Raw genomic sequence first — 25541 nt, 5'->3', positions numbered from 1 at the left:
CCGCTGGGGCCTCGGGACGTCCGTGCCGCGCCGGTGGACGAGGACGTTCATCCGGTCGTCGGCGTCGTCGGTGATGGCGACGTACTTCTCACGGGCGCCGAAGAGCGAAACGCCTCCGGTTTCGGGGGGGGCTTCACGGTCGTGAAACGTTACGGCGCCGCCCCACGGAGCCCGCGGCTCAGGGCTTGAGGCTGCTGACCACGTTGGCGGTGGCGGCGACCCCGTTCTGGATGGTCGGCGCCATGCTCGTGCCGGCGAGGAAGAAGCCGAGCAGGGCGCAGACCAGCGCGTGGGAGAGCTTGAGGCCGCCGCTGCGGAGGAAGATCACCGCCAGGACGAGCAGAAGCAGTACGACTGAAATGGTTACGGCCATCGCCCACACCCTCCTTGCGCCGCGCCTGAATCGCGGCGTTCGGCGGCCAGTGTGGCGCAGCCGGGCCGCCGTACGGCCGTACGGCATGCCTGCCGAAAGGGTGACGTTCCGGCTCAGGAGGTCGGGGAGCCGCCTCCGGCCGGTGTCAGACAGTCGGACCAGTCGACCGTACGGTCGCACCAGCGCTCCAGGAGCAGGCGGTCGTGGCCGACGGCGAGGAGGCTCGCACCCGTCTCCGCGCGGTAGGCCTCCACCGCGGTGACCAGCGCGGCGGTGGTCGAGGCGTCGAGCATGCCCGTCATCTCGTCGCAGACCAGCAGGCGCGGGCGGAGCACCAGGGCGCGTGCCAGACAGGCGCGTTGGAGCTGGCCGTCGCTGACCTCGTGCGGTCGGCGGGCGAGGAGGTCGTCGGTGAGGCCCACGGCAGGGGCGAGTTCGGCCAGGCGTGCGGGGATCCCGGTGCGGCGGCCGGCGGCGCGCAGCGGTTCGACGATCAGGTCGCGCAGGCGCAGGCGCGGGTCGGCGGACATGCGGGGCTGCTGGAACACCACGCCGACGGTGGTCCGCAGGGCGCGGGGCGCACGGTGGCGCCAGGCCCTCACCTCTGTTCCGTCGAGGGAGACACGTCCCGCGTCGGGCCGGTGGAGCAGTGCGGCGACCCGGGCGAGCGTGGACTTGCCGCAGCCGCTGGGCCCGAGGAGACCGACCGACTCGCCGGGCGCGACGGAGAGCGCCGCACGGGTGAAGACGGGGTTCCGGCGGTCGTAGCCGGCGGTGATGTCGTGGAGTTCAAGCACGGGGGCTCTCCGGGTGGTGACAGGCCACTCCCGCCAGCGGCTCGGGAAGGGTGGCGCAGGCCTCCGTCGCCCGCGCGCATCGCGGCGCGAAGGCGCAGCCCGGCGGCAGGTCGGTCAGCTCGGGCGGCATGCCGGGGATCGGGGCGAACGCCCGGTCGGGCAGGGCGTTCAGGAGACCCCGGGCGTACGGGTGGCGGGGGCCCGGCTCGCCGAAGAAGCGGTGGGCGGCGGACGTCTCGACGATCCGGCCCGCGTACATCACGGCCACCCGGTCGGCGACGCGTTCGGCCGCCGCCAGGTCGTGGGTGATCAGCAGCAGGGCCCGGCCCTCGTCGACGTGGCGGCGCAGCTCGTCGACGGTCCGCTCGACGAGGTCGCGGTCGAGGCCGGTGGTGGGCTCGTCGGCGAGCAGGAGCGGGGCGTCGCCGATCAGGGCGAGCGCTGTGGCGGCACGCTGGGCGAGGCCGCCGGAGAGCTCGTGCGGGTGGCGGTCGAGGTGGCCGGCCGGGAACGCGGCCCGTTCTGCGGCCGCTTCGGCGGCGGCGCGCCGCTCCCGCCGGGCGACGCCGGTCAGTTCGCGGACGGTCTCCTCCAGCTGGGAGCGGACGGTGCGGACGGGGGTCAGGTGGGCGGCGGGGCTCTGCGGTACGAGTCCGACGCGCCGCCCCCGTACCGTACGGGCGAGCGTCCGCTCGTCGGCGGTCAGCAGGTCGACGCCGTCGAGCACTGCCGTGCCGGACGTCTCGGCGTTGCCCGGGAGGAGACCGAGGAGCGCGGAGGCGAGGACGGACTTGCCGCAGCCACTCTCGCCGACGAGGGCGAGGCACTCTCCCGCCGCCAGGTCGAAGTCGGCGTCGGTGACTGCGGCGACCTGCCGGCCGCCGCGCATCCGGAAGCGGACGGTGAGGCCGCGGACGCTCAGCACGGCGCCCTCCGCGCGTTCGGCGGTGACGGCCTCCAGGGCCCGCAGTACTCGGGTGTTCACAGCATCAGCTCCGATCGGCGGCGCGGATTGAGCCGGTCCCGCCAGACGCCGGCGAGCCCCGCGAGCGCCAGCGTCGGCACGATCAGGAGCAGCCCGGGGAAGAGCGTCGGCCACCAGTCACCGGCCAGCAGGGAGGAGCGGGCGGACTGCACCAGGTTGCCGAGGCTGGCCTGGTGGCTGGGGAGGCCGAGGCCGAGGAAGGAGAGGGCGGACTCGTGCCACATGGCGTGCGGCACCATCAGCACGGCGGCGAGCCCGGCCTGCGGCAGGACGGCGGGCAGCAGATGGCGTACGGTCACCCGCCACCGTGAGGCGCCGCCGGAGACCGCCGCGTCGATGTAGGGGCGTGAGCGCAGCGAGAGCACCTCGGAGCGGACGATCCGCGCGGTGGACAGCCAGTGGGTGAGGGCGACGGAGACGATGACGGGCCAGACGCCGGGCCGGAACATCGCGACGATGAAGATCCCGAGGAGCAGGTGCGGCACGGAGGCGAAGGCGTCGACGATCCGCATCACGACACGGTCGGTCCAGCCGCCCAGGGAGGCTGCCGCCGCGCCGACGGCGGTCCCGATGAGGGTGGCGACCAGCGCGGCGACGAGGCCGACGAGGAGCGAGACCCGCAGCCCGTACACGCAGCGGAACAGCAGGTCGCGGCCGACGTCGTCGGTGCCGAAGGGGTGGTCCCAGGACGGCGGCAGGAGTTTGCGGGAGAGGTCGACGGCCTGTTCGTCGAGCTGGACGAGCGGCGGCACGAGCAGCACGGTGAGGACGACCGCGCCGACGATCAGGGCGGACGTCCACAGCCGTACGCGCCGGGCCTGCCGGCCGGCCCCGAGACGACGGGGGGCACGGGTCGTACGGGAGGCACGGGTCGCAGGGGGCGCAGGAGTCACACGGTCAGCCATCGAAGCCCACCCTCGGGTCGGCGAGCCCGTACAGCAGGTCGGAGAGGAGGTTGCCGAGGAGGACGGCGGCGGTGGCGAGCACGGTGAGGGCGGCGAGCAGCGGAAAGTCCACGGAGGTGGCGGCCTGGACGGTCGCCGCGGCGATGCCGGGCCAGCTGAAGACGGTCTCCACGAGGAGGGCTCCGGTGATGAGTTCGGGCACGCGGGAGCCGACGAGGGTGAGCATGGGCAGCATTCCGGAGCGCAGGGCGTGCCCGAGCAGGACGGTGCGTTCGCGCAGGCCGCGGGCGCGGGCGCCGCGCACGGAGTCCTCGTCCAGCGCGTCGCCGACGCCCTGCCTGACGTACAGGAAGAACCAGGGCAGTTGGGAGACACCGAGGACGAGGGCGGGCAGCACGAGGTGGGCGGCGACCTGGTCGAAGGTGACGGTGTCGCTTGCCGTGTCGGTGAGTCCGCCAGCCGGCAGGGCGCCGAGCTTCAGGGCGAAGAACCAGATGGCCAGCAGCCCGAGCCAGAAGGCGGGGGCGGCTTCCAGGGTGTACGCGACGGAGCTGACGGTCCGGTCGAGCAGTCCGCCGCGGCGGCGTCCCGCGAGGACGCCGAGCGCGGTGCCGAGCAGGATGGCGACGAGGAAGGCGGTGCCGGCGAGGAGCGCGGACCACCCGATGCGTTCGGTGATGACGTCGGCGACGGGCCGGCGCATGACGCTGGAGTCACCGAGGTCGCCGTGGAGGGCCGCGGTGAGCCACTCCCACCAGCGGGCGACGAGCGGCCGGTCCACGCCGAGGTTGGCGCGGAGCTGGTCGAGGTTCTCCTGGGAGGCGGTGAGTCCGGCGGTGCCGGCGTAGGCCTTGACGGGGTCGAAGGGGGAGGCCGCGGCGACGGCGAAGACCGCGAAGGTGACGGCGAGGAGGACGGGGACGGCGGCCAGGGCGCGCCGCCCCGTCATCCGGGCCATGGCCCCCCAGGGGAGGCGCCGGCTCACTTCTTCGCGTCCTTCGGGATCCAGCGCTCGACGTTCCACCAGGGGCCGGCGGCGAGGCCGTGGTCGTGCGGTTCGGTCTGGGTGGACAGGCCGTCCCAGCGGTCGTTCACGACGTACAGGTGGTCGATGTGGGTGAGGAAGGTGTAGCCGGGGTTCTTCACCAGCTCGCGCTGCACGGTGTCGTACGCGGCCCGCCGCTCGACGGTGTCGTTCGTGCGGCGGCCGTCCTCCAGGGCTCTGTCGACGGTCTTGTTGTCGTACCACGCCATGTTGTTGAAGCCGTCGCCGCCGAGGCTGGACTTCAGGAGGAGGTACTGGTCGAAGTCGGGGTCGCCGGGCGAGCCGCCGCCGGCGAGGACGGCGTCGGTCTTCATCCTCGGCTCGATGACCTCCCAGGTGCCGCCCTGGGTCTTGACGGCGATGCCGGCCTTCTTGGCGTCGGAGGCGTAGGCGAGGGCGTGGTCCTGGCGGAGCTTGTCGCCGGAGAGGTACCAGAGCGGGAACTCGGCCCGTACGCCGTTCTTCACGCGGATGCCGTCGGGGCCGGGCTTCCAGCCGGCCTCGTCGAGGATCTTCTTCGCGCCGGCGAGGTCGTGGCGGCGCTCGGTGCCCTTGGCGAACCACGGGCTGTCGGTGGGCACGGGTCCGTAGGCGGGCCTGCCGGCGCCTTCGAGGATCTGGTCGACCATGGCCTGCCGGTCGACGGCGATGTCGAGGGCGCGGCGGACGGCGGTGTCCCCGGTGACGGGGTTGTGGGTGGGGAGGGTCACGGTCCGGTAGTCGTACGTCGTGGCGGCGTACGTCTTCTTCGCCGGGTCGTTCTTGAATCCGGCGGCGAGGTTGGGCGGCAGGATCGCGCCGTCGAGGTCTCCGGAGCGCAGGCGGGTCGCGCGGACGTCGTCGTCCTTGATGATCGCCATCGTGAACTTCTTCACCTGCGGCGCGCCGCCCCAGTAGGTGGGGTTGGCCTTGAAGCTGAGCTTCTCGCCCTTGGACCAGTCGGTGAGGATGTACGGTCCGGTGCCGATGGGGCGGGTGGTGAAGCTGCCGGTGTTGACGTCCTGCTCCGCCGCGATGTGCTCGGGGGCGATGGCGAGGACGGTCCGCTCGGCGAAGGGCGCGTAGGGGTACTTCAGGGTGAAGACGACCGTGTCCTCCCCGACGGCCTTGACGTCCTTCAGGGCGTCGAGCTCGGTCCGGGACGGGTTGTTGGTCCTCGGGTCGAGCACCGTCCTGTACGTGAAGACGACGTCCTTGGCGGAGAAAGGCGCGCCGTCGCTGAACTTCACGCCCTTGCGGAGCTTGTAGATGTAGGTCATGCCGTCGGCGCTGACCTGGGGAAGGGCCGTGGCGAGGGCGGGCTGGAGCTTCATGGCGCCGTCGAAGGCGAGCAGCCCGTCGAAGATCTTGGAGTTGCCGTCCTTGCCGTAGCCGAGGAGGGGGCTGAGGCTGTCGGGCTCGTAGGCGATGCCGACGACCGCGGAATCCTTGCGCCCGTCGGAGCCCACGGCGGACCCGCCCGGGTTCGAGCAGGCCGCCGCGGTCAGGGCCATGGCTCCGGCCAGGGTCGCGGCGGCCACGCCGCGTATGGATCGGGCGGTCATCGTGCCCACACCCCTCTTGAAGATCAACCGTTGTTGCGAACAGCTCGCAATTAAACAGTATGTAAAGGGGTGGGGGCACATGGGCCCCTTACTTTGGCCGGAAAGCCGGCTCAGGCGGGTACCGAAGGTCCGGCGTCACGCCGGTGCGGGAAGTCCCGCTGTCACGCAGGTGCCGGAAGGTCGACCAGGGCGGCGATCGCGTCCTGGTGCCGGCCAGCCGAGCCCAGGGCGACCTGATCGGACTTTGCCCGCTTGAGCGCGAGGTGGGCGGGGTGTTCCCAGGTCATGCCGATGCCGCCGTGCAGCTGGACGCACTCCTCGGCCGCGTGCACGGCGACCTTCGAGCAGTACGCCTGGGCCACGGCCACGGTCAGCGGCGCCTCGGGACTGCCGGTGGCCAGCGCGTCGGCCGCCGCGCGCGCCGCCGCGCGGGCGTTGACGATCTCCAGCCAGAGCTGCGCCATCCGGTGCTTGAGCGCCTGGAAGGAGCCGACCGGCCGGTTGAACTGGTAGCGCTGGCGGGTGTGGCGGACGGTCTCCTCCAGGCACCACTCGGCGAGCCCGAGCTGCTCGGAGGCGAGGAGTCCCGCGCCGGAGAGCAGCCCCCGCCGGATCGCCGCCCCGGCCGTCTCCGCGTCGGCGAGCAGCGTGCCGACCGCGCCGTCCGTGGTGACGGCCGCCAGCGGCCGCGTCAGGTCGAGCGGGGTCTGCGGTACGACGACGGCGTCGCCGGCCGGGACCGCGTACAGCCCGTCCGCGCGCGGCACCAGGAAGACGTCGGCGGCGAGGGCGTCGGCGACACCGGTCACGGTGCCGGGCCGCCCGCTTCCTCCTCCTTCTCGCGTCTCCGGAGCGCCCGAGCCGATGTCGACCCCGTGCTCCCGCGGCGCGGTGGCGAGACCCCGTTCGGTGCCGGGGGCCGTCGACAGCGGCAGGGCGAGGACCGCCACCGTACGTCCGCTCGCGAGGCCCGCGAGCAGCTCGGCCACGGGCTCGCCCTCCGTGTCGAGGGCGAGCAGGGTCTCGGTCGCCACCACGGCGCTGGTCAGGTACGGGGCCGGGGTCACCGCGCGACCCAGCTCCTCCAGGACCACGGCCGCCTCGCGGTGGCTCGCGCCCTGGCCGCCGAGCTTCTCGGGTACGAGCAGTCCGGCCGCGCCCATGTCGCCCGCCAGGGACTTCCAGAGGCCGGGGACGTACGGGGCGCCGGTCTCGATCCGGCCGAGCAGGGTCTGGGCGTCGGCCCGGTCGGCGAGCAGGGAGCGGACCGCCGCCCGCAGGTCGTCCTCGGTCTCGGAGTAGAGCAGATCCGTCATCGCGCGAGGTCCTTCCAGGCGACGTCCTTGTCGTTGCGGGGCTCGGGGGGCAGGCCGAGGACGCGTTCGGCGACGATGTTGAGCAGCACCTCGGTCGTACCGCCCTCGATGGAGTTGCCCTTCGAGCGCAGATAGCGGTAGCCGGCGTCGCGTCCGGTGAAGTCGACGAGCTCGGGGCGGCGCATGGTCCAGTCCCCGTACAAGAGCCCTTCGTCGCCGAGCAGTTCGACCTCCAGGCCGCTGATGGCCTGGTTGAGCCGGGCGAAGCCGAGCTTCATGGCGCTGCCCTCGGGGCCCGGCTGTCCGGCGACGAGCTGCTGGCGCAGCCGTTCGCCGGTGAGGCGGGCGACCTCGGAGTCGACCCAGAGGTCGAGGAGGCGCCGGTGCAGGTCGTGGGTGCGCAGGTCGGGGCGCTCGCGCCAGGTCTTCGCGACCGGGCCGATCATGCCGCCCTCGCGGGGGATGCGGGCGCCGCCGATGGAGACGCGTTCGTTCATCAGGGTCGTCTGGGCCACCCGCCAGCCGTCGCCGGCCTCGCCGAGGCGGTGGGCGTCGGGGATGCGGACGTCGGTCAGGAAGACCTCGTTGAACTCCGCCTCGCCGGTGATCTGGCGCAGCGGTCGCACCTCGACGCCCGGGTCGGTCATGTCGCAGACGAAGTAGGTGATGCCCCGGTGCTTGGGCAGGTCCGGGTCGGTACGGGCGATGAGGATGGCCCAGCGGGCGACGTGGGCACTCGACGTCCACACCTTCTGGCCGTTGACCACCCATGTGTCACCGTCCCGCACGGCGCGGGTGGCGAGCGCGGCGAGGTCGGAGCCGGCGCCGGGCTCGCTGAAGAGCTGGCACCACACCTCCTCGCCGACCCAGAGCGGCTTGAGAAAGCGCTGCTTGACCTCGTCGGAGCCGTACGCGAGGAGGGTGGGGGCGGCCATGCCGAGGCCGATCCCGATCCGGCGAGGGTCGTTGTCGGGGGCTCCGGCAGCGGCCAGTTCGGCGTCGACGACGGCCTGGAGGGAGCGCGGGGCGTCGAGTCCGCCAAGGCCCACGGGGTAATGGACCCAGGCGAGGCCGGCGTCGAAGCGGGCCCGGAGGAAGTCCTCGCGGGCGGTGGTGGCGGGCGGGTGCTCGGCGAGCAACCGCTGCGTGCGGGTGCGCAGTTCGGCGGCGTCCGTCATGCGCGGGCTCCTTCCGGGAGGACGACGAGGCGGCCGGTGGTGACGCCCTCGGCGACCCGCTGCACGGCGTCCGCCGCGTCGGCGAAGGGCAGCCGCTCGGTGACCAGGGGCTTGATCAGCCCCTTGGCCGCGTAGTCCGTGAGGGTCTCGTGGCAGCGCAGGATCGCGGCCGGGTCCTTGAGGTTGTAGAGCCCCCAGTGCAGGCCGAGGATCGAGTAGTTCTTGACGAGGGCGTGGTTGAGGGCGGGCGAGGGGATCGTGCCGCTGGCGAAGCCGACGACGACGATCCGTCCCTCGAAGGCGACGAGCTTGGCGGACTGCGCGTAGGCGGCGCCGCCGACCGGGTCGTAGATCACGTCGGCACCCCGGCCGCCGGTGGCCTCCTTGACCGTGGCGACGACGTCCTCGGAGTTCCGGTCGACGACCACGTCGCAGCCCAGTTCGCGGGCGACGGCGGCCTTGTCCGGTCCGCCGACGACGCCGACGACCGTGGCGCCGGCCGCCTTGCCGAGCTGGACGGCTGCGCTGCCGACGCCGCCCGCGGCGGCGTGGACGAGGAGGGTCTCGCCCTCCTTGAGGGCGGCCCTGCGGTGGAGGCCGAACCAGCCGGTCTGGTAGCCGATGTGGAGGGCGGCGGCCTCGGCGTCGTCCAGGGCGTCGGGCGCGGGGAGCACGGCCGCGGCGTCCGCCACCGCGTAGTCGGCGAGGCCGCCGTACGGAAGGACGGGGGTGGCGAGGACGCGGCGCCCGTCCTCGGTCTCGCCGCAGATCTCCACTCCGGGGGTGAAGGGCAGCGGGGGCCGCACCTGGTACTGGCCCCGGCAGAGCAGCGCGTCGGGGAAGTTGATGTTCGCGGCGCGGACCTTGAGCAGGATCTGCCCCTCTCCGGGTACGGGCAGGTCCACCTCGTCGCGCTGCATCACCTCGCCCGGCTCACCGTTCTCGTGCACTCGCCATGCCTGCATCGGGTCCTCCACCAGCCGTCGTCCGTACTGCGCGGTCGGTACTGCGCGATCGGTCGCATACTAAGCGGTCGCTTGCTCTGGGGGAACCGTATGCCCGGCACTTCTCAGGACTTCTTCGGCCGGGCCCGCACATGCATCCGTTCCCCCTGCGGCCCGAACAGGCTCAGGAACTCCACCGGCGCGTCGGGGGTCGGCCCGAACCAGTGCGGCACGCGCGTGTCGAACTCCGCCGCCTCCCCCGCCCCGAGCACGACGTCGTGCTCACCGAGGACGAGCCGCAGCTTCCCCGAGAGCACGTAGAGCCATTCGTACCCCTCGTGGACGCGCGGGTCGGGGTGTTCGTGCGGCTTCTCCTGCACGACCTTGTACGCCTGCAGACCGCCGGGCTGGCGGGTCAGCGGGTACATCGTGCGGCCGTTGCGCACGATCGGCTTCGCGCGCACCCGGGGGTCGCCGACCTGCGGCGCGCCGACGAGTTCGTCGAGCGGCACCTGGTGCGCCCGGGCGATCGGGAGCAGCAGCTCCAGGCTGGGCCTGCGCTGCCCGGACTCCAGGCGGGAGAGGGTGGACACGGAGATGCCCGTGGAGGCGGAGAGATCGCCCAGGGTCGCCCCGCGCTCGCGCCGGATGCGGCGCAGTCGCGGGCCGACGTCGTTCAGCACCTCGTCGATGCGTTCGTCCTCGGTCATGGCGTTCATGGTCAGGGATTCTTGCGGAAACAGCAAGAATGTTTGTCGATTCGTCTCCGCCGCGTGAAGGTCGGGGCATGGACGCATACGAGAGCACACCTGAGCGGGAGCGGTACGAGGTCGTGGTCGTCGGCGGAGGCGCGGCGGGACTGAGCGCGGCCCTGGTCCTCGGCCGGTCCCGGCGCCGGACCCTGTTGGTCGACGCCGGCGAGCCGCGCAACGCCCCGGCCGCCCACATGCAGGGATACCTCTCCCGGGACGGGATGAGCCCGGCGGAGTTCCTGGAGGTCGGACGGCGCGAGATCGCGGCGTACGGGGTGGAACGGCGGGCCGGCCGGGTGACGGAGGCGGTCCCCGACGCGGCGGACGGCTTCGTCGTCACGGTCGACGGCGGGCCCACCGTACGGGCCCGGCGGCTGATCGTCACCACCGGCCTGGTGGACGAACTGCCCGCGATCGACGGCGTCGCCGAGCGGTGGGGGCGCGACGTGCTGCACTGTCCGTACTGCCACGGCTGGGAGGTCCGCGACCAGGCGTTCGGGGTGATCGCGCACCCGGTCATGGGCGCGCACCAGGCATTGCTGGTCTCCCAATGGTCCGACGACGTGACCCTCTTCCCGCACACGGCCGCTGCCCTGACCGAGGAGGATCTCGGCCGGGTGGCGGCCGCGGGCATCACCGTGGTGACGGGCGAGGTGGCGGGGCTGGTCGTCGAGGAGGACCGGATGACGGGCGTGCGGATGACGGACGGGCGGATCGTCGAGCGGTCCGTGCTCTTCGCCGGCACCCGCATGACACCCCGGGACGAACTGCTGACGGCGCTGGGCGCCGCGACGCACGACACCCCCCTGGGCGCCTTCGTGACGGTGGACGCGACGGGCCTGACCAGCGTGCCCGGCGTATGGGCGGCCGGGAACGCGATCGGCCCCGCGGAACAGGTGATCAACGCGGCGAGCGGGGGCTACCGGGCGGGCGTGGCGGTCAACGCGGAACTGACCCTCACCGACCTGGACCGCGAGGCGGCCACCCGAGCCGGCGGGTGACGCGCGCGGCCGGCCGGGGGCTGGTCCACGCGGATGAACTGCGAGGCGTACCGCTGCGGGGGCCGGGGGGAGCGGCGAGGATCGGCGATGGTGGCCGGAGTCCTCCGGAAGCGGAGAGACCGGAAGCGCAGAGACAGGACAGACCACATGCTCGGTACGGACTTCACCAAGGGCTCCCCCAGCTGGCTCGACCTGGGCAGTCCCGACACGACGGCCGCCGCCGCGTTCTACAGCGGCGTCTTCGGCTGGGACTTCGCCTCGGCGGGACCGGACGCCGGGGGCTACGGCTTCTTCCAGCGGGACGGCCGGACGGTCGCCGCGCTGGGGCCGCTGACCGAGGAGGGGGCCGACTCCGCCTGGACGGTCTACTTCCAGACGCCCGACGTCGACGCCACGGCGAAGACGGCCGAGCAGAGCGGCGGCACCGTGCGCGCCCAGCCCCTCGACGTCATGGACGCCGGGCGGATGGCCCAGTTGACCGATCCGGGCGGCGTCGACTTCGCCGTATGGCAGCCGGCCTCCGTCAAGGGCCTGGAGAGGACTGCCGAGGACAACACGCTGTGCTGGGTCGAGCTCCACGTCGCCGACCCGGCGGCGGCGCTGGACTTCTACGGGAAGCTGTTCGGCTGGCGCTCGCAGGAGATGGAGGCGCCCGGGATGACGTACCGGGTCCTGTCCACCTCCGAGGGCGACCAGCAGGACGCCTCCTTCGGCGGCATCGCCGAGCTCCAGGACGGCGGGGACAAGCCGCGCTGGATCCCGTACTTCGGTGTCGGGGACGCGGACGAGGTCGTCGGCCGCGCTCAGGGGAACGGCGGCTCGGTCCTCATGCCGGCGGCGGACGTCCCGGACGTGGGCAGGATCGCGTGGCTCGCCGACCCCTTCGGAGCTCCGTTCGCCGTTCTGAAGCCCGTGCCGCGGACGTAGCCCACCGTCCGGGGGTGGGCCCGGTGGTGGTCAGCGGGGAAACACCTCGAAGGCCACCGCCGGGCGGCCTCCGTAGCGGGTCGCGAAGCGCTGGTTGTTGCCGGCGAGGAAGGTGCGCACGTACTCCTCAGGGTCCTCGTCCGTGAGGGCCTCGATGTAGGCGCGGTGGGCGAGGAGGGAGTGGACGGAGCGTTCGAGGCCGGGGGTGGCGTCGACGGCGTGCGTCGGGGTGGTCGAGCCGGCGACCGCGACCCAGCGGACTCCGCCCCACGGCTCCAGGCCTCGTTCGAGCAGTTCCGGGAAGATCCAGCGGTTGCCCGCGTCGCCCGCCGCGTCCAGGGTGGCGCGGCCGACCGCGACATGGTCCGGCGTGTTCCAGGCCCCGCCGACCGCCGGGCCCCAGGTGTCCCGGTGGTTGAGGGTGATGACCAGCTCGGGCCGGTGGCGGCGGACGGCCGCCGCGATGTCGCGGCGCAGCCCGAGCCCGTACTCGATCACCCCGTCGCGGTGGTCCAGGAACTCCACCGTCGACACCCCGACGACCTCCGCACTCGCCCGCTGCTCCCGCTCGCGCAGCGGGCCGCAGGTGGCCGGGTCGAGGGAGTCGATCCCCGCCTCGCCGCGCGTGGTGAGGACGTACGTGACCTCCTTGCCGGCGTCCGTCCAGCCGGCGATGGCGGCGGCGCAGCCGTACTCGAGGTCGTCGGGGTGGGCCACCACGGCGAGGGCGCGCTGCCAGTCATCGGGCATGTCTGCGAGCTGCGGGGCCTGTTCGTTCGACTCGATCATGGGCGCAGCTTACGACGTCACCTCCGGATCGCTCCGGAAAGGATCACCGAGCGGGACGCATGGCGGGGGCGGTCCGGGTTGAGCCCGCGCCGAGCCGCGAGCGTGACGGCGAGTCGCTGGGCGCGCACCAGAGCCGCGACCGGATCGATGGCGTCGGCCGCGAACAGCGCGCCCGTGGCCTCCACTTCGTCCCGGAGACCGGCCGGCTCCGGCCCCAGGCAGCACACGAGACTTGAGCGGTCGCTGATGACGATCGGCCCGTGCCGGTACTCCATCGCCGCGTACGACTCCGTCCACGCGCGCGCCACGCCGCGGAGCTTGTGGGCGGCTTCGTCGGCGAGTCCGACCGTCCAGCCGGTGCCGAGAAAGGTGAACTGGCCGCGCTGCTCCCAGGCGGTCGGCAGCGGTTCGTACAGGGCCAGTTCGGCGTCGGCGATCGAGGCGGACAGGTCCACCCCGAGCCCCGCGCGCAGCAGTTGGAGGGCGGTGGTGGCGAACCGGGTCTGCACGACGGAGCGTTCGTCGGCGAAGCCGAGGCCGACCACTCCGTCCGCGTGCTGTGCGGCGCGACTGTCCGGGGCGCTGGTCAGGACGAGGGTGGGGATGCGGCCGGCGGCCCGGGCGAGCAGCGTCGCCACCTCGGTCGTCGCGCCGGAGCGGGTGAGGGCCACGATCCGGTCGTAGCCGCGCCCGAGCGGCGTCTCGTCGGAGGCCGGGAAGGCGTCGGTCTCGCCCGCGCCGAGGGATTCGCGCAGGGCCGCGTAGGCACGGGCCATGAAGTACGAGGTGCCGCAGCCGACGACCGCGATCCGCTCACCGCGCTGGGGCAGCAGCGTGGCGTGGTCGGCGGCCGTGTCGGCGGCGCGGCGCCAGCAGTCGGGCTGGCCGGCGATCTCGGCACTGACGTGGGTGGTCATGTCCGGGTCCTCTCCTCATGGGTGGTCCGGGCCGAGTTCTATCCGCTCCCGCACGAGCACACCATGAGCAATCAGTACGCACCGCTTGGACTTTTGCGCGCGACCACCCCGCGCGCCGCCCCGCAGGAGGCCCGGACGACCAGCCTCGGCCGCAGCTGCACCTGGTGGAGCGGGGAGGCGTCCCCGTCGGCGAGCCGGCGCAGCAGGATCTGCGCGGCGAGCCTGCCCACCTGGTACTTGGGCGGTGAGACAGCCGCCAGCGGGGTCTCGGCGACGTCCGCGAACTCGTTGTCGAAGCTGATCAGCGCCAGATCCTGGGGGACCCGCAGACCGGCGCGGCGGGGTGGCCGCAAGGACGAGAGCGGCCTCGCGGTCGCCGAAGCAGAGGCCGGCGGTGACGCCCGCCGCGCGCGTCGGCGACCGCCCGGTCCGCCCGCCGGGGGTTCCAGCCCTGCCGCTCCTCCCGGATGCGCAGGGGCGCGTGGAGGCCGAGGTCGGCGACGGCCAGGGCGAAGCCGGACTCGATGGGCGCGGTGGTGGGCGCGTCGGAGCGTACGAGGAGGGCGAGCCCGTCATGGCCCAGCGCGCGCAGGTGGCGTACGGCGTCGTAGGCCCCGCCCTCGTGGTCGGTGCAGACGTGCTCGGTGGGGTCGCCCGGGCCGTGCGTCGCGGCCAGCCGGCGCTCGACGAGGACGGCGGGGACGGGCAGGGCCAGGAGTTCCTCGGCGCGCCGGCCGGGATCCACGGCGGTGTGCAGGGTGGGGACGAGGAGCAGGCCGTGGACGCCGGAGGAGAGCAGCCGGCGGACGGCCGCGTCCTCCTCGGCGGGGACGTAGTGCGAGCAGGCCAGGACGAGCCGCGCGCCGGCCGCCGCGAGTTCCTTCTCGATGCCCTGGAGGACGCGGGGGGAGTAGAAGGCGGTGTCCGGGACCAGGACGCCCACGATCCGGCGGTCGCCCGGTTCCTCGTGGCGGTGTGCGGCGAACGTCCCGGCTCCCTGGCGGCGTTCGACCAGACCGAGGGCGACGAGGTCCTCGTACGCCCGGCGGACCGTGGTCACCGAGAGACCGGTCTCCGTGGCCAGGGCCCGCTCGGTGGGCCGCTTGCTGCCGGGCGGCCACGTGCCGTCGAGGATGCCCCGTCGCAGCTCCGCCATGAGGGCTCGGAACTTCAGCTCGCGTCCGGACGCCGGAACCTCGTCGCGTGCCACCCGCGCCCCCTGTGGACTCGCCTCGACCGCCGACCGATTGCGCGCCGAATCCTATCCCCGGAGGATCAGGGCTCACCTCGGGCGATCACGTCCCGCTTCCCTCCCCCGGGGCGGTCAGACCTCGCCCCGGGCGAGGGCGAGCAGCCGGTCCAGGACGCGCGGGCCGCCCGCCCGGACGCCGTCGTGCTCGAACTCGTCGGTCACCCAGGTGCGCAGGCCCCGGATCGCGCGGGCGGTCTCCAGGGAGTGGGCGGTGTCCACGTACAGGTCGTCGTGGTAGACGGCGGCGGCCACCGGCACCTCGTTGACGGCCAGCCGCGCCGGGTCGTAGAGCGGGGTCCAGTCGGTCCGCTCGGCGAGGAGGTGGGCGGTCTCGCGCAGCGGGCGCAGGGCCGGGTCGGTCTCGAAGTGCCAGGGGTGCACGGTCTCGCCGGTGAAGAGGAGCGGTTCGTCCCCGGCGAGCGTCTTCTCGGCGTCGAAGGCGGGGAATTCGGCGCGGACGCGTTCGGCGGCCCAGGCGGTGGGGCCCCGGCCCTGGGCGTAGATCGCCTCGTGGAGCACGGCGTACAGCGGGTGTCCGGCGTACGAGAGGACGGCCTGGACGTTCTCCAGGAAGGCGTCCGAGAGGGCGGGGCCGCCGGGCGTCGGGACGAAGGCGTCCTCCAGGAGGAGGTGGAGCTGGTGGGTGCCGTCGCCGCCGCCGAGGAGGATGCCGAGGGACTGGAAGGCCTGGGGCGTGAGCAGGCCGCCGTTCGGCAGGGTGACTTCGTGGTCGAGCAGGTGGGCGGCGATCCGGCGGGCGCGTTCGACGTCCTGCGGGTAGCGGGAGTAGTGGGCCTCGGACTTGCGCCGGATACGGGGGTAGGCGGCCCGGTAGACCTCGCCGGCGTCCGCGTGCAGGGACGGCAGTCCGCCGGTGATCAGGACGGTCTTCAGCCCCTCCGGCGCGGTCGAGAGGTAGTGGGTGGCGCAGAAGCCGCCGAAGCTCTGACCGAGGACGGTCCAGCGGGCGCCGCCGGTGAGGCGCTTACGGATGAGCTCGCAGTCCTGGACGATCGAGTCGGCCCGGAAGTGGGCGAGGTAGTCGGCCTGCTGGGCGGGGGTGCCGCGCAGCGGGAGTGTCTGGCGGGTGGCGGGGGTGGAGTTGCCGGTGCCGCGCTGGTCCAGGAGGAGGACGCGGAACTCCCGCACGGCCCGGCCGAGCCATGCCTGCGGACCGATGAAGCGGCGGGCCCCGAAGCCGGGGCCGCCCTCCAGATACACCAGCCATGGCAGGTCCGTCCCGTCCGGCCCTGCCTTGTCGCTCGCGACGACCTCACGGCCATAGACCTCGATCTGCTCGCCCTCGGGGTCGGCGTGGTCGAGCGGGACGGTGAAACGGCGGTCGGTGAGGACGAGCCCGGGCTGGCGGTAGCTGGTCAATGCTGCTCCTGTTCGATGCGCCCCCGCCCGCCCAGTGCATCACAGGGCGCGGGACGGGGGCGCGTCGAGGTGGCGTCAGGAGGTGGGGAAGTCGTCTGCCGTCCTGATCCGGTCGCGGATCCACACACCCGCGGGCTTGAGGTTGCTCGTACCGGCCCACGGGCCGTTGTTCGCGCAGGTGCCGGCGGTGAAGACGGCGCCGCTGCGGTGGTCGTCGGAGTAGTTCCAGTTGACCCAGCTGATCTTCTTGGCGGCCATGAGGTCGATGAACCGCTGGGTCATGGCGAAGTCGTTCGCACCCTCTCCCGCGTAGTTCTGGGTGCCGAACTCGGTGACGAAGACCGGCAGCTTGTCGGCGGCGCGGGAGAGCGTGTTCAGGTACGCCTCGCGGTGCGAGTACGCGTAGAAGTGGAAGGTGTACATGATGTTGGAGGCGTTCACCGGGTTGGCGACCACTTCGGACTCGTCGGCCCCCTCGGAGACGCCGAGCGAGGACCACGCGCGCGTGCCGACGAGGACGGGGGTCTCGGCGTCCTTGGCGCGGATGACCGGGATGAGCTGCTCGGCGTAGCTCTTGATGCGGGACCAGGCGACGCCGCTGGGCTCGTTGGCGATCTCGTAGAGCAGGTTGGTCCTGGAGCCGTGGCGCTGGGCGATCTCGGTGAAGAAGGTCTTGGCGCGGGCCAGGTTGTAGTGCGGGTCACCGGGGTCGAGCATGTGCCAGTCGACGATCACGTACATGCCGCGTGCGGTGGCCTGGTCGATGAGCGAGTGGGCCAGGTCGGTGTACTTGCGCGGGTCGGTCTCGTACCCCTCCTCCTGGACGTAGGTGGAGACGCGCAGGACGTCGGCGTTCCAGTCCTTGGCGAGTGCGTCGAGCGAGCCGCCGGTGAGGCACTGGCTGTACCACTGGGTGCCGTGGCCGGACATGCCGCGCAGCTGGATCGGCTTGCCGTACCGGTTGCAGAGTTGGGTGCCGCAGACCTTCAGCTGTCCGTTGACGGCGGCCGGGGTGGCGCCGGTGGGCGGCTGGGTGGTGGCGGTGTCGACCTTCAGGTGGTCGACGTTGGGGCCGCCGTTCGCGGTGGTGGCGGTGGCCCGGATCGTGTTGGTTCCGGCCTTGAGGTTCGCGGTGACGGTGGTCGTGGCCCAGGTGGTCCAGGCGCCGGTGCCGGCGAATGCCTTGCCGGAGGAGGTGACCGCGCCGTTGACGGCGATGTCCATGGGCCGGTTGGTGGTGCTGCCGTTGGCGTACCGCAGGGTGAGGGTCGCGGTGCCCGCCTGGGCGGCGTCGACGTTCCACTGGACGTAGCCGCCGGCGGTGTTGTCGTAGTTGACGAAGCCGGTTCCGGTGAAGCCGGTGTGGTTGGACTCGGCCGCGCCCTGGGAGACGGTGGCGGTCTCCGCCTCGTGGGTCACGGGGGCGGCGACGGCGGCCGGTGGTGCGGCGGCGAGGCCGAGGAGCAGGGCGGCCACGGCGGCGCCGGCGGCACCCAGTGATCGCAGAGGGGGACGTACCGATCGTGCCGATGTCATGGGGGTCTCCCGGAACGATGGATTGGAAGGAAAGTTTCCTAACGGATGGATAGCAGTCCCACGGCCGGCCTCGCAAGGGTCATGACAAGAGACGGTGTTCAGCGGGCTGTCGGCATCGTGCTCGGCCGGGCGCCGGTCAATCCTCGGCCGGGCGCCGGTCGTCACGGACTCAGGCCAGGAGGCGCCCGGCCGCGCCGCACCGGGTCCGCGACCCTCCGAGGAGCTGTGCGGCGGGGTGGGCGCCGTAGGTCCCCGGGTCCAGGCCGACGAGGTCGAGCAGGTCGGTGGCGCGGGCCCGGGACTTCTGCGGCCAGCTCGCCTCGGCGCCGTCGAAGGAGAGGCCGACGGCGGTGCCGTCCGCGTACACCTTGCTGACCTGCTCGACCCGGACTCCGGCGGCCGGCGCCGGCGCGTCGGCGTGGCCCGCGCCTTGGCCGCCGACCCGCGGTCCTCCCGATGGACGAACCCTTCGGCGCCGTCGACTCACCCCGCCTGCCCGCGACCCGGTGACGTCGTCGCACTCCAGAGGGTCAGCCGCTGAGGGCGAGGAGGAGCAGGCCGGCGACGACGGCGATGATCACGCAGAGGACGGAGGCGGTGAGCACCTGTGACGTGAAGTAGGTGTTCATACCGGAGTAGAGGAGGTTGCCGAGGCCGCCGTGGTCCACGATCGCCCCGATGGTGACGAACGACACGGGGGCTCAGGTGGGGCTGGGGACGAAGCGGAAGCCGCTGCGGGGGCGGGTGGGGACGCGGTGGAGCGGAATCCTCAGGTCCTGTTCGGGAACGGTGTAGTCCATCCGGGACAGCTCGGTGGAGAGGGCGGCGAGGACGGCGACGGTGATGTCCTCCCCGGGGCAGCGGTGGCCGCTCTTGGCGTCGCCGCCGCCCTGCGGGATCAATTCGTCGCGCAGCGGTGCCCGGCGCATGAAGCGCTCCGGGTCGAAGCGGTAGGGGTCGTGCCACAGCTCGGGGTCGTGGTTCTGGCCGTAGACGTCGAGCAGGACCAGGGTCCCGGCGGCGATCTCCTCGCCGTCCCGGCGCAGGTCGGTGGCGGCGAGGCCGCCGACGAACGGCGCGAAGGGGTAGAAGCGACGGACCTCGTGGGCGAAGGGTTCGGCGTACGTCTCGGTGTACGGCTCCGAGTACGAGCCGTCGTCCTCGCGCAGCAGGTGGCGCCGGGCGGGCCACCTGTCCATGGCGTGGGCGGCGAAGGCGACGAACCAGGCGATGGCGACGGTCGGACGCACGATGTTGAGGAGCTCGACGGCCGCGGTACGGGCGTCCAGCTCCTCGCCGTCGGCGTCGCGATGGCGTACGACCGCGTCGAACGGGGTCGCCGGGGCGCGCGACGCCCCGCCGCGGGCCTCCTCGACCAGCCGGGCGAGCAGCTGCTCCTGGCGGGCCCGGGCGCGCCTCGCCCGCAGGTGGCGCGGACCCGCGGTCGCGAAGCCGTCGACCATGGCGACGCAGTCCTCGGCCATGCGCTCGGTCTGCTCCCGGGTCAATGGCAGACCGGCCCATGCGCAGACCGCTCGGGCCAGCACGTGCGCGGCCTCTTCGAACAGCACGATCTCGCGGCGGGGCGGCCGGGCGAAGGTCCGCTGCCACTCGGCCCGGACCCGGTCCACGAGCTCGGCGACGCCGGCGGGGTCGGTGAGCTCGCCGACGAACAGTCCCTTGCGTACACGGTGCTCCTCGGCGTCCAGGGTGTGTACGGCGCCGCGGCCGAAGAGGGTGTCCAGGACGGGCCCGGGAAGGGCGTCGTGGCGCCGGACGTGGTTCTCGTCGTAGAAGAACGGGACGGCGTCCGGGCCGTGCAGGGCGACCGTCGGGTGGCCCAGGAGCCGGGTCCGCACCAGGCGGCCGTCGCTGCGGCGGCGCAGGTCGGGGAGCCAGGCGTATCCCTTGATGAGCAGGGCGGCGGTGCTGTCGAGTGTCATGGGGGGCATGCCGGCCCACGTGCCCGGTTCGTGTCGGAACACTCCTGAAAGTCCGGGATTTCACCCGGGTGCCGCCGTGGCCCGTACGCCCACTCCGCGCGTCGGGCCGTCCGGCGGCCGTGCCGGTGTCACAGCGCGTCGGCCGCGACACGCAGGTCGGCGACGAGGCCGGCGTAGGCGCTCTCGCGGTCGTCGGCGCGCAGGACGGCGGACGGGTGGAGGGTCGCCACGACGTGGGGGCCGCCGTCCGTGCCGGGCAGGGAGAGCACCGCCCCGCGGTCGGCGCCGACGCGGAACCCGCGGCCGAGGACGGCCTTGCCCGCGGTCGCGCCGAGCACCACCACCACGCTCGGGTCGACGAGCCGCAGCTCGGCCTCCAGCCACGGCCGGCAGGCCGTCATCTCCCGCAGGCTCGGCGCCTTGTGGATACGGCGCTTGCCCGGCCCCGACTGCGTGAACTTGAAGTGCTTGACGGCGTTGGTGAGGTACACGTCCTCCTCGTCGATACCCGCCTCGCTCAGGGCCTTGGACAGCAGCCGACCCGCGGGCCCGACGAAGGCCTGCCCCTTGCGGTCCTCCTGGTCGCCCGGCTGCTCGCCGACGACCAGGAAGCGGGCGGCGGGGTCGCCGCGGCCGAACACCGTCGCCGTGGCCTCGGCGAAGAGGGGGCAGCCCTGGCAGGACGCGGAGGCCCGGCGGTGGGCTTCGAGCCCGCCGCCGCGCGGCAGGTACGGCCTGGCGTCGTACCCGTCACCGGGCCGGTCCGGGGCATCCTTTCCGGTCATTCACGGGTCTCCGATCCGTCGAGCGCCCCTGCCCCCGCGCCGCTCCCGTGGCTGCCCGTTCCCGCCCCGCGCGGGTCAGCCGGGATACTGCCCAGCGAGGGTCAGCCGGGATACTGCCCAGCGAGGGTCAGCCGGGATACTGCCCAGCGAGGGTCAGCCGGGATACTGCCCAGCGAGGGTCAGCCGGGATACTCCTCGTGCAGGTCGCCGGGCCGGGGCTCGTTTTCCTCGGCCAGGGCCCGCTCGCTGCCTTCCTTGAGCCGCTCCCCCTGCTCGCGCAGGCGCGCGGCCTCCTCCGGGTCGGTGCTGCGACGCGCCCGTTGCAGAAGATGTTCCGCCTTGTCGCGCTGGTACTGGGCGTGGGCGTGCGCGCCCTCGCTCTCCCGCCTGCTCTCCTCGTGCCGCGTCACGGTGCACCTCCTCGGCCGTCTCCTCGGCCAGCGGCTTCCCGTACCGGCCCCGGGAAAACCACCGCGGCGCTCAGCTCTCCTGGATGACGGAGAGGACGTTCCCGGCCGGGTCCTTGAACCAGGCGATGGCCGCCGGCCCCTCGTCGCCGCGGCCGGCCCGGACGACCCCCTTCTCGTCCGCGCCGAACTCCGGGTACCGCTCGAGGCCCACCCCGCGCTGAGCGAGCTCGTCGACCGCCGTGTCGATGTCGTCGACCGGGAAGTTGAGGATCGTGAACGTCGCCGGGGTGTGGTTCTCCTTGGGATAGACGAACACCTGGGCGCCTCCGCCGAGGGTGAGGCCGAGCATCCTCATGTCCCCGGAGCCGCTCTCCTCGACGCGGAGCCCGAGCGTGTCGCCGTAGAACCTCTTGGCCTTGTCGAGGTCGTCCACCGAGAAACCGCTGAACGCCTTCGCCTGTCCGAACATGGCCGTCTTCCCTTCGCCTGTGTGCCCATCTGTGCCCCTCGGGGGCTCCAGGGCACACCACGGCGGAGGGCGGGCCCCCGTCACGCCACGCGGAGGCGTCCGGATGGGTCCCGCCCGTCACCCTCAGGGAGCGATCGGCAGCCGCCGCTTGTGGTCGGTGAGCTCGTAGCGGCGGACGATCGAGGCGTAGGCCGCCTCGCTCACCGGCTTGCCCTCCAGGAAGTCGTCGATGTCGTCGTACGTCACACCGAGGGCGTCCTCGTCGGGCTTGCCCGGGTCGAGCGTCTCCAGGTCGGCCGTCGGGGTCTTCCACACCAGCTCCGAGGGGGCGCCCAGGGCCTCCGCGACGGCGCGCACGCGCCGCTTGGTCAGACCCGTCAGCGGCACGACGTCGGCCGCGCCGTCGCCGTACTTCGTGAAGAACCCGGACACGGCCTCCGCGGCGTGGTCGGTGCCGACGACGAGGCCGTCGTGGGCGCCGGCGACGGCGTACTGGGCGATCATCCGCTGCCGCGCCTTGATGTTGCCCTGGACGAAGTCCTGGTGGTGGGCGTCGCGGAAAGTGATCCCTCCGGCCAGGCAGGCGGCGAGCGCGGCGTCGCTCGCGGGCCTGATGTCCACGGTCAGCACATGGTCGGCGGCGATGAAGCCGAGGGCGAGCTGGGCGTCCTTCTCGTCGGCCTGGACGCCGTACGGCAGCCGCATCGCGTAGAACGTGACCTCGTGTCCGGCGGTCCTGGCCCGCTCCACGGCGAGCTGGCAGAGCCGTCCGGCCGTCGTGGAGTCAACGCCGCCGCTGATGCCGAGCACGAGGCAGCGCAGGCCCGTGGAGGTGAGGCGCTCGGCGAGGAAGGCCACCCGGCGCTCGATCTCGGCGAGAGGGTCGAAGGTCTCGGAAACCTCGAGTTCCCGGGCGATCTGCTGCTGCAGGGCGGTGGACGCCGGGTCGGTCACGGAGTGCTCCTCGGGAGGTGTCGGTGGCACGGACGGAAAGACGGCCGTACGGAACGGGCGCGCGTCCACGGTACGGGGCGAGGCGTCGGGTTCCGGGGCCGGGGACGACTCTATGCGCCGCGCCTCACACATGCCCCGCGCGCCCGGCGGGCCGCCGCCCACTCGCGGACGAACAGCCGCACGAAGCCGGCCATGCCCCGGATCAGCAGCACATTGACGAGGGCACCACCCACGACAGGCACCAGCGAGCCGAGGGTGGGTCCCGGATCGGCGGACGCGTCGGCGGCCGGGTGCCCGGGGCCGAAGAACCCCGCCGTCAGGAAGAGGAGCACCGTCACCACGCCCGATCCGGGGAAGGCCAGGAGGTGCGGCACGGTGAAGCCCCCCACGGATCCGCCCGTGAGGACGTGGACCAGGCCGGCGGCGGCCGTCGCTCCGACGTAGAGGACGGCGGCGGAAAAGGCCCACGCACGGGGGCGCATCACGGTCATGACCGCATTATTGAACACGTTCAAGCATGGTTGGCACTCGGGGGCCGGTTCGGGGCCGACCAGGTCGCGGGGCGTGTCGTGCGCGTCGCGGTCGCGCGGGGCGGAGCGGAGGATTCCGGTCAGTGGCGGCGCGGTGTCGCCCGCACCCGTCAAGGCCGCTCGGCCCCTCGACGCGAACCCGGCGCGCCGCCCCGTCACCCCGGCGAGCACCGGTGATCCACTTCCTGGGGCCCTTACAAGTCACGCCGCGCGCCTCCGGCGGCTTCCGCCCCGGGGGTTCAGCGGCTGTTCAGCGGTGCGGGGAACCGCGCAGGGCGCGGTCGAGGCCTTCCTGCGGGTGGCCGGAGAGCGCGCGCAGGAAGATCTCCTCGTAGGCGGGCGAGCCGATCGTCTCGCGCGCCCGGTGCGCGTACTTCTCGCGCAGCGCGCGCAGTTCCGGCATGCCGCGCTGTGCGTGGCCGGTGGAGCGCCAGTACGCCTCCCCCGTGCCCGAGACGTCGGCGGCCAGTTCCCCTTCCCCGTTCGCGGCGAGCGCGGCCGCCAGGACGTCGAGGCCGAGGGCGACCCCGAAGCCGTCCCCCAGCCGCCGCTTCCCTTCGAGCATGGCCCGGGCGTGGTCGGCGGCGATCGCGGGCCGCCCTTCGAGCAGCCCCGTGAGAGCCAGCTGGTAGTCGAGCGAGGCGCGTGTCCAGTGCTCACCGAGCTCCGCACAGACCTCCCGGAGCGCCAGCGCCTCGCGCCGGGCCTCGTCGATTCTGCCGAGACCGGTCAGGCCGAAGACGCGGACGAGCAGGCAGCGCAGGCGGGCGGCGGAGGCGGCCGGGCCACCCGGGACGGCGTCCAGCACATGGCCGACGACCACGAGCGCCGCCGTCGGACGGCCGGTCAGCAGGGCGAGGAGCCCGGCGAGGTACGCGGCGTCCAGCGTCCTCTCCCCCGGACCGCCCCCGGCGTCGGGTGCGGTGCCGGCGTCGTACTCGGCGTACCGGGCCTCCCGCGCGCACGCCTCGCTCACCTCCTGAGCGGCGCCGAACTCGCCCTGCAGGGTCAGCGCCACGCCCAGGGCCCACAGCGCGCGGGCCCGGTCGGAGCCGCGCGCGCCGCTCAGCAGCAACGCCTGTTCGAGGTGGTCACGGGCTTCCCGGAGCCGTCCGCAACATGTCCAGAAGAAGCCCACCGCGCCGACGAGCGCGAGCGCGTCGTCGGGATCGGTGCGCAGCAGCCGGTCCAGGGCGGTGCGCAGGTCGGTGTGGAGCTCGGAGATCACCGTGTACCAGCGGAGCTGATCGGGGCCGAGCCATCCGGCGTCCGCCTGACGGGCGAGGCGCAGACAGTGGGCGGCGTGCCGGTCGGCGACGGCCTCGGTCTCGCCGAGTCGCTCCAGCCACTCCGCGCCGTACTCGCGCACGGTGTCGAGGAGCCGGTACCGGCCGCTGTCCCGGCCACCCTCCTTGCCGACGACCGACTTCAGGGCCAGCGCTTCGAGGATGTCGGGAACGGTCTGGGGGGTCAGGGGGCCTCCCGCGCACACGTACGCGGCGGAGGAGGCCTCGAAGGGGCCGCGGAAGACGGTGAGCCGTGCCCACAGCAGCCGTTCGAGCGGGTCGCACAGCTCGTGGCTCCAGCCGATCGCGGCCCGGAGCGTCTGGTGGCGCTGCGGCCAGACCCGCTCGTCGTGGACGAGGAGTTCGAAGCGGGAGCCGATCTGGGCGCGCACGGCGCCCATGCCCTGGATACGGATCTGGGCGGCGGCGAGCTCGAGGGCGAGGGGGATGCCCTCCAGACGGGCGCAGATCTCGGCGGCGGGCCCGCTCCGCCACCGGCCGGGCGCACGCGTGGCGCCCCGTGCGTCCCGTCGGCCGGTGCCGGTGGTGGTCGACGTGCGCAGGCGGAGCAGGTCGAGGGCGTCGCGCCCGGTCGGCGGCATCGGTTCGAGGGGCATCACCCGTTCCCCTTCCGCTCCGAGGGGGCGGCGGCCGGTCGCGAGGACGGTGAGGGCGGGGGCGGCGGCGAGGAGTTCGGTGACAAGGAGGGCGCAGGGCTCGGCGAGGTGGTCGCAGGAGTCGAGGACGAGCAGCGGCCGCCGGGCCGCGAGCCACCGGCCCAGCGCGGCGACGGGCATGCCGGGTGTGTGGTCGCTCAGGTCGACCGCGTCGGCCACGGTGGCGACGAGCAGCCGGTCCCCTTGGAGCGGGGTGAGGTCCGCCCACCACACGCCGTCGGGGTACCGGGCGGCGATCCGCCGGGCGGTGTGCAGGGCGAGGCGCGACTTGCCGACTCCGCCGACCCCGGTGACGGTGACCATGCGATGACGGGTCAACTCGGCTTCCAGGCGCGCGACTTCGGTGCGTCGCCCCACAAAGTCGCCGTTCTCGTCCGGTAGATGTCCACGCACGGGAGCAGTGTCCCCCATGCCGGGCCCCGACGGCCCCCGGGATCGGGTCATTCGACGACGCCGAAGGCCGTCGGCCACCGCGTGGTGCCGGCTCGGCGCACGGTCCGGCACCCGCCGGCGCGGTCGGCGACGTTGCCCGGGCGGGTGCCGTCGGCTGCGGGGACCGTGCGAGTGCCGCCATCCGCGACAGGGACCGTACCGGCGCCGCCGCCTGCGAGGACCGTGCCGAGGTCGCAGTCAGCGCCGGCCGTGCCGGTGCCGCCGGCCGGGCGTCCCCAGGCGGCGCCGTCCGGGCGGGGGCCGAGCGAGTACCGCCATCGGCGACAGGGACCGTACCGGCGCCGTCGGCGGCGCCGGCAGCGCGAGTGTCCTCGGCGACAGGGATCGTGCGGGCCCCGTCGGCGCGGACCCCGCCGGCGCCCTCGTCGGCGCGGACCGAGCGCGCGCCGGTTG

At 73.4% G+C, this 25541-nt stretch carries 26 protein-coding genes and 1 pseudogene; 2 read left to right on the top strand and 25 right to left on the bottom strand.

All coding sequences use genetic code 11. The features are described from left to right. Window positions 1-178: 178 nt before the first annotated feature. The 10 genes from IE136_RS07985 to IE136_RS07940 form a co-directional block, all read right to left on the bottom strand. Window positions 179-373, bottom strand: coding sequence for a hypothetical protein (locus IE136_RS07985; RefSeq protein ID WP_158992754.1), 195 nt, complete (start codon window positions 371-373; stop codon window positions 179-181). A 113-nt stretch (window positions 374-486) separates the two neighbouring features. After that, a complete protein-coding gene (locus IE136_RS07980) occupies window positions 487-1170 on the bottom strand; it encodes an ABC transporter ATP-binding protein (RefSeq protein WP_189599935.1) in 684 nt (227 codons plus the stop codon). Next, on the bottom strand, window positions 1163-2059 hold the full coding sequence (locus IE136_RS07975) for an ABC transporter ATP-binding protein (RefSeq protein ID WP_158994931.1): 897 nt from the start codon (window positions 2057-2059) through the stop codon (window positions 1163-1165). The genes IE136_RS07980 and IE136_RS07975 overlap by 8 nt, the downstream gene beginning before the upstream one ends. 92 nt (window positions 2060-2151) lie before the next feature. Next, window positions 2152-3060 carry an ABC transporter permease gene (locus IE136_RS07970; protein ID WP_189599934.1) on the bottom strand — a complete coding sequence of 303 codons (909 nt, stop codon included), beginning with the start codon at window positions 3058-3060 and terminating at the stop codon, window positions 2152-2154. After that, complete coding sequence (locus IE136_RS07965; protein WP_189600020.1) at window positions 3053-4018, bottom strand: ABC transporter permease; 966 nt, start codon at window positions 4016-4018, stop codon at window positions 3053-3055. The genes IE136_RS07970 and IE136_RS07965 overlap by 8 nt, the downstream gene beginning before the upstream one ends. Window positions 4019-4041: 23 nt before the next feature. Beyond that, window positions 4042-5649, bottom strand: a complete 1608-nt coding sequence (locus IE136_RS07960) for an ABC transporter substrate-binding protein (protein ID WP_189599933.1) — start codon at window positions 5647-5649, stop codon at window positions 4042-4044. Window positions 5650-5810: 161 nt separating this feature from the next. Beyond that, complete coding sequence (locus tag IE136_RS07955; protein ID WP_189599932.1) at window positions 5811-6965, bottom strand: acyl-CoA dehydrogenase family protein; 1155 nt, start codon at window positions 6963-6965, stop codon at window positions 5811-5813. Then, on the bottom strand, window positions 6962-8143 hold the full coding sequence (locus tag IE136_RS07950) for an acyl-CoA dehydrogenase family protein (RefSeq protein WP_189599931.1): 1182 nt from the start codon (window positions 8141-8143) through the stop codon (window positions 6962-6964). The genes IE136_RS07955 and IE136_RS07950 overlap by 4 nt, the downstream gene beginning before the upstream one ends. Beyond that, window positions 8140-9108, bottom strand: a complete 969-nt coding sequence (locus tag IE136_RS07945; protein WP_158992740.1) for an NADPH:quinone oxidoreductase family protein — start codon at window positions 9106-9108, stop codon at window positions 8140-8142. The genes IE136_RS07950 and IE136_RS07945 overlap by 4 nt, the downstream gene beginning before the upstream one ends. A gap of 104 nt (window positions 9109-9212) precedes the next feature. Next, the gene (locus IE136_RS07940; RefSeq protein ID WP_189600019.1) at window positions 9213-9797 is read right to left on the bottom strand and encodes a helix-turn-helix domain-containing protein; all 585 of its coding nucleotides are present in this window, start codon (window positions 9795-9797) and stop codon (window positions 9213-9215) included. Window positions 9798-9874: 77 nt separating this feature from the next. On the opposite strand from IE136_RS07940, the gene IE136_RS07935 reads away from it, so the two are divergent. Then, window positions 9875-10840: an NAD(P)/FAD-dependent oxidoreductase gene (locus tag IE136_RS07935; protein WP_189599930.1), complete on the top strand. Its 966-nt coding sequence runs from the start codon at window positions 9875-9877 to the stop codon at window positions 10838-10840. Between the two features lie 147 nt (window positions 10841-10987). Next, the gene (locus IE136_RS07930; protein ID WP_189599929.1) at window positions 10988-11767 is read left to right on the top strand and encodes a VOC family protein; all 780 of its coding nucleotides are present in this window, start codon (window positions 10988-10990) and stop codon (window positions 11765-11767) included. A 30-nt stretch (window positions 11768-11797) separates the two neighbouring features. On the opposite strand, the gene IE136_RS07925 is transcribed toward IE136_RS07930, so the two are convergent. From IE136_RS07925 to IE136_RS07860, 15 genes and pseudogenes are all read right to left on the bottom strand, one after another. Continuing rightward, window positions 11798-12556 carry a PIG-L deacetylase family protein gene (locus tag IE136_RS07925; protein WP_189599928.1) on the bottom strand — a complete coding sequence of 253 codons (759 nt, stop codon included), beginning with the start codon at window positions 12554-12556 and terminating at the stop codon, window positions 11798-11800. Between the two features lie 17 nt (window positions 12557-12573). Further along, entirely contained in the window at window positions 12574-13473 is a 900-nt protein-coding gene (locus tag IE136_RS07920; protein ID WP_189599927.1) for an SIS domain-containing protein, read from the bottom strand. Between the two features lie 71 nt (window positions 13474-13544). Then, window positions 13545-13826 (bottom strand): substrate-binding domain-containing protein, encoded by a 282-nt coding sequence (locus tag IE136_RS35420; RefSeq protein ID WP_229818699.1) that lies wholly within the window; start codon window positions 13824-13826, stop codon window positions 13545-13547. Next, window positions 13775-14683 (bottom strand): GntR family transcriptional regulator, encoded by a 909-nt coding sequence (locus IE136_RS07915; RefSeq protein WP_229818698.1) that lies wholly within the window; start codon window positions 14681-14683, stop codon window positions 13775-13777. Before IE136_RS07915 ends, IE136_RS35420 begins: the two co-directional genes overlap by 52 nt. Before the next feature lie 114 nt (window positions 14684-14797). Continuing rightward, on the bottom strand, window positions 14798-16105 hold the full coding sequence (locus IE136_RS07910) for an alpha/beta fold hydrolase (protein WP_158992730.1): 1308 nt from the start codon (window positions 16103-16105) through the stop codon (window positions 14798-14800). Window positions 16106-16180: 75 nt separating this feature from the next. Then, complete coding sequence (locus tag IE136_RS07905; protein WP_189599926.1) at window positions 16181-17641, bottom strand: cellulase family glycosylhydrolase; 1461 nt, start codon at window positions 17639-17641, stop codon at window positions 16181-16183. A 169-nt stretch (window positions 17642-17810) separates the two neighbouring features. Beyond that, window positions 17811-18008, bottom strand: coding sequence for a hypothetical protein (locus tag IE136_RS07900; protein WP_189599925.1), 198 nt, complete (start codon window positions 18006-18008; stop codon window positions 17811-17813). A 163-nt stretch (window positions 18009-18171) separates the two neighbouring features. Further along, window positions 18172-18336 (bottom strand): annotated as a pseudogene (locus tag IE136_RS07895) (ABC transporter permease); the annotation flags it as partial. A gap of 6 nt (window positions 18337-18342) precedes the next feature. Next, entirely contained in the window at window positions 18343-19593 is a 1251-nt protein-coding gene (locus IE136_RS07890) for a cytochrome P450 (RefSeq protein WP_189599924.1), read from the bottom strand. A 119-nt stretch (window positions 19594-19712) separates the two neighbouring features. After that, window positions 19713-20369 (bottom strand): UdgX family uracil-DNA binding protein, encoded by a 657-nt coding sequence (locus IE136_RS07885; protein WP_158992722.1) that lies wholly within the window; start codon window positions 20367-20369, stop codon window positions 19713-19715. Window positions 20370-20548: 179 nt separating this feature from the next. Then, window positions 20549-20779: a DUF6381 family protein gene (locus tag IE136_RS07880; RefSeq protein ID WP_189600041.1), complete on the bottom strand. Its 231-nt coding sequence runs from the start codon at window positions 20777-20779 to the stop codon at window positions 20549-20551. A gap of 70 nt (window positions 20780-20849) precedes the next feature. Next, the gene (locus tag IE136_RS07875) at window positions 20850-21248 is read right to left on the bottom strand and encodes a VOC family protein (protein ID WP_189599923.1); all 399 of its coding nucleotides are present in this window, start codon (window positions 21246-21248) and stop codon (window positions 20850-20852) included. Window positions 21249-21371: 123 nt separating this feature from the next. Beyond that, window positions 21372-22202: an NAD(+) synthase gene (gene nadE / locus IE136_RS07870; protein ID WP_229818697.1), complete on the bottom strand. Its 831-nt coding sequence runs from the start codon at window positions 22200-22202 to the stop codon at window positions 21372-21374. A 110-nt stretch (window positions 22203-22312) separates the two neighbouring features. After that, complete coding sequence (locus IE136_RS07865) at window positions 22313-22693, bottom strand: hypothetical protein (protein ID WP_189599921.1); 381 nt, start codon at window positions 22691-22693, stop codon at window positions 22313-22315. 289 nt (window positions 22694-22982) lie between these two features. Further along, window positions 22983-25088: an ATP-binding protein gene (locus IE136_RS07860; protein WP_308432396.1), complete on the bottom strand. Its 2106-nt coding sequence runs from the start codon at window positions 25086-25088 to the stop codon at window positions 22983-22985. Between the last annotated feature and the right edge of the window lie 453 nt (window positions 25089-25541).

Origin of the sequence: Streptomyces lateritius (assembly GCF_014649715.1) — a bacterium.
Lineage (GTDB): Bacteria > Actinomycetota > Actinomycetes > Streptomycetales > Streptomycetaceae > Streptomyces > Streptomyces lateritius.
The sequence above is the reverse complement of the archived record's forward strand: the minus strand, read 5'-3'. Positions and strand labels throughout refer to the sequence as shown.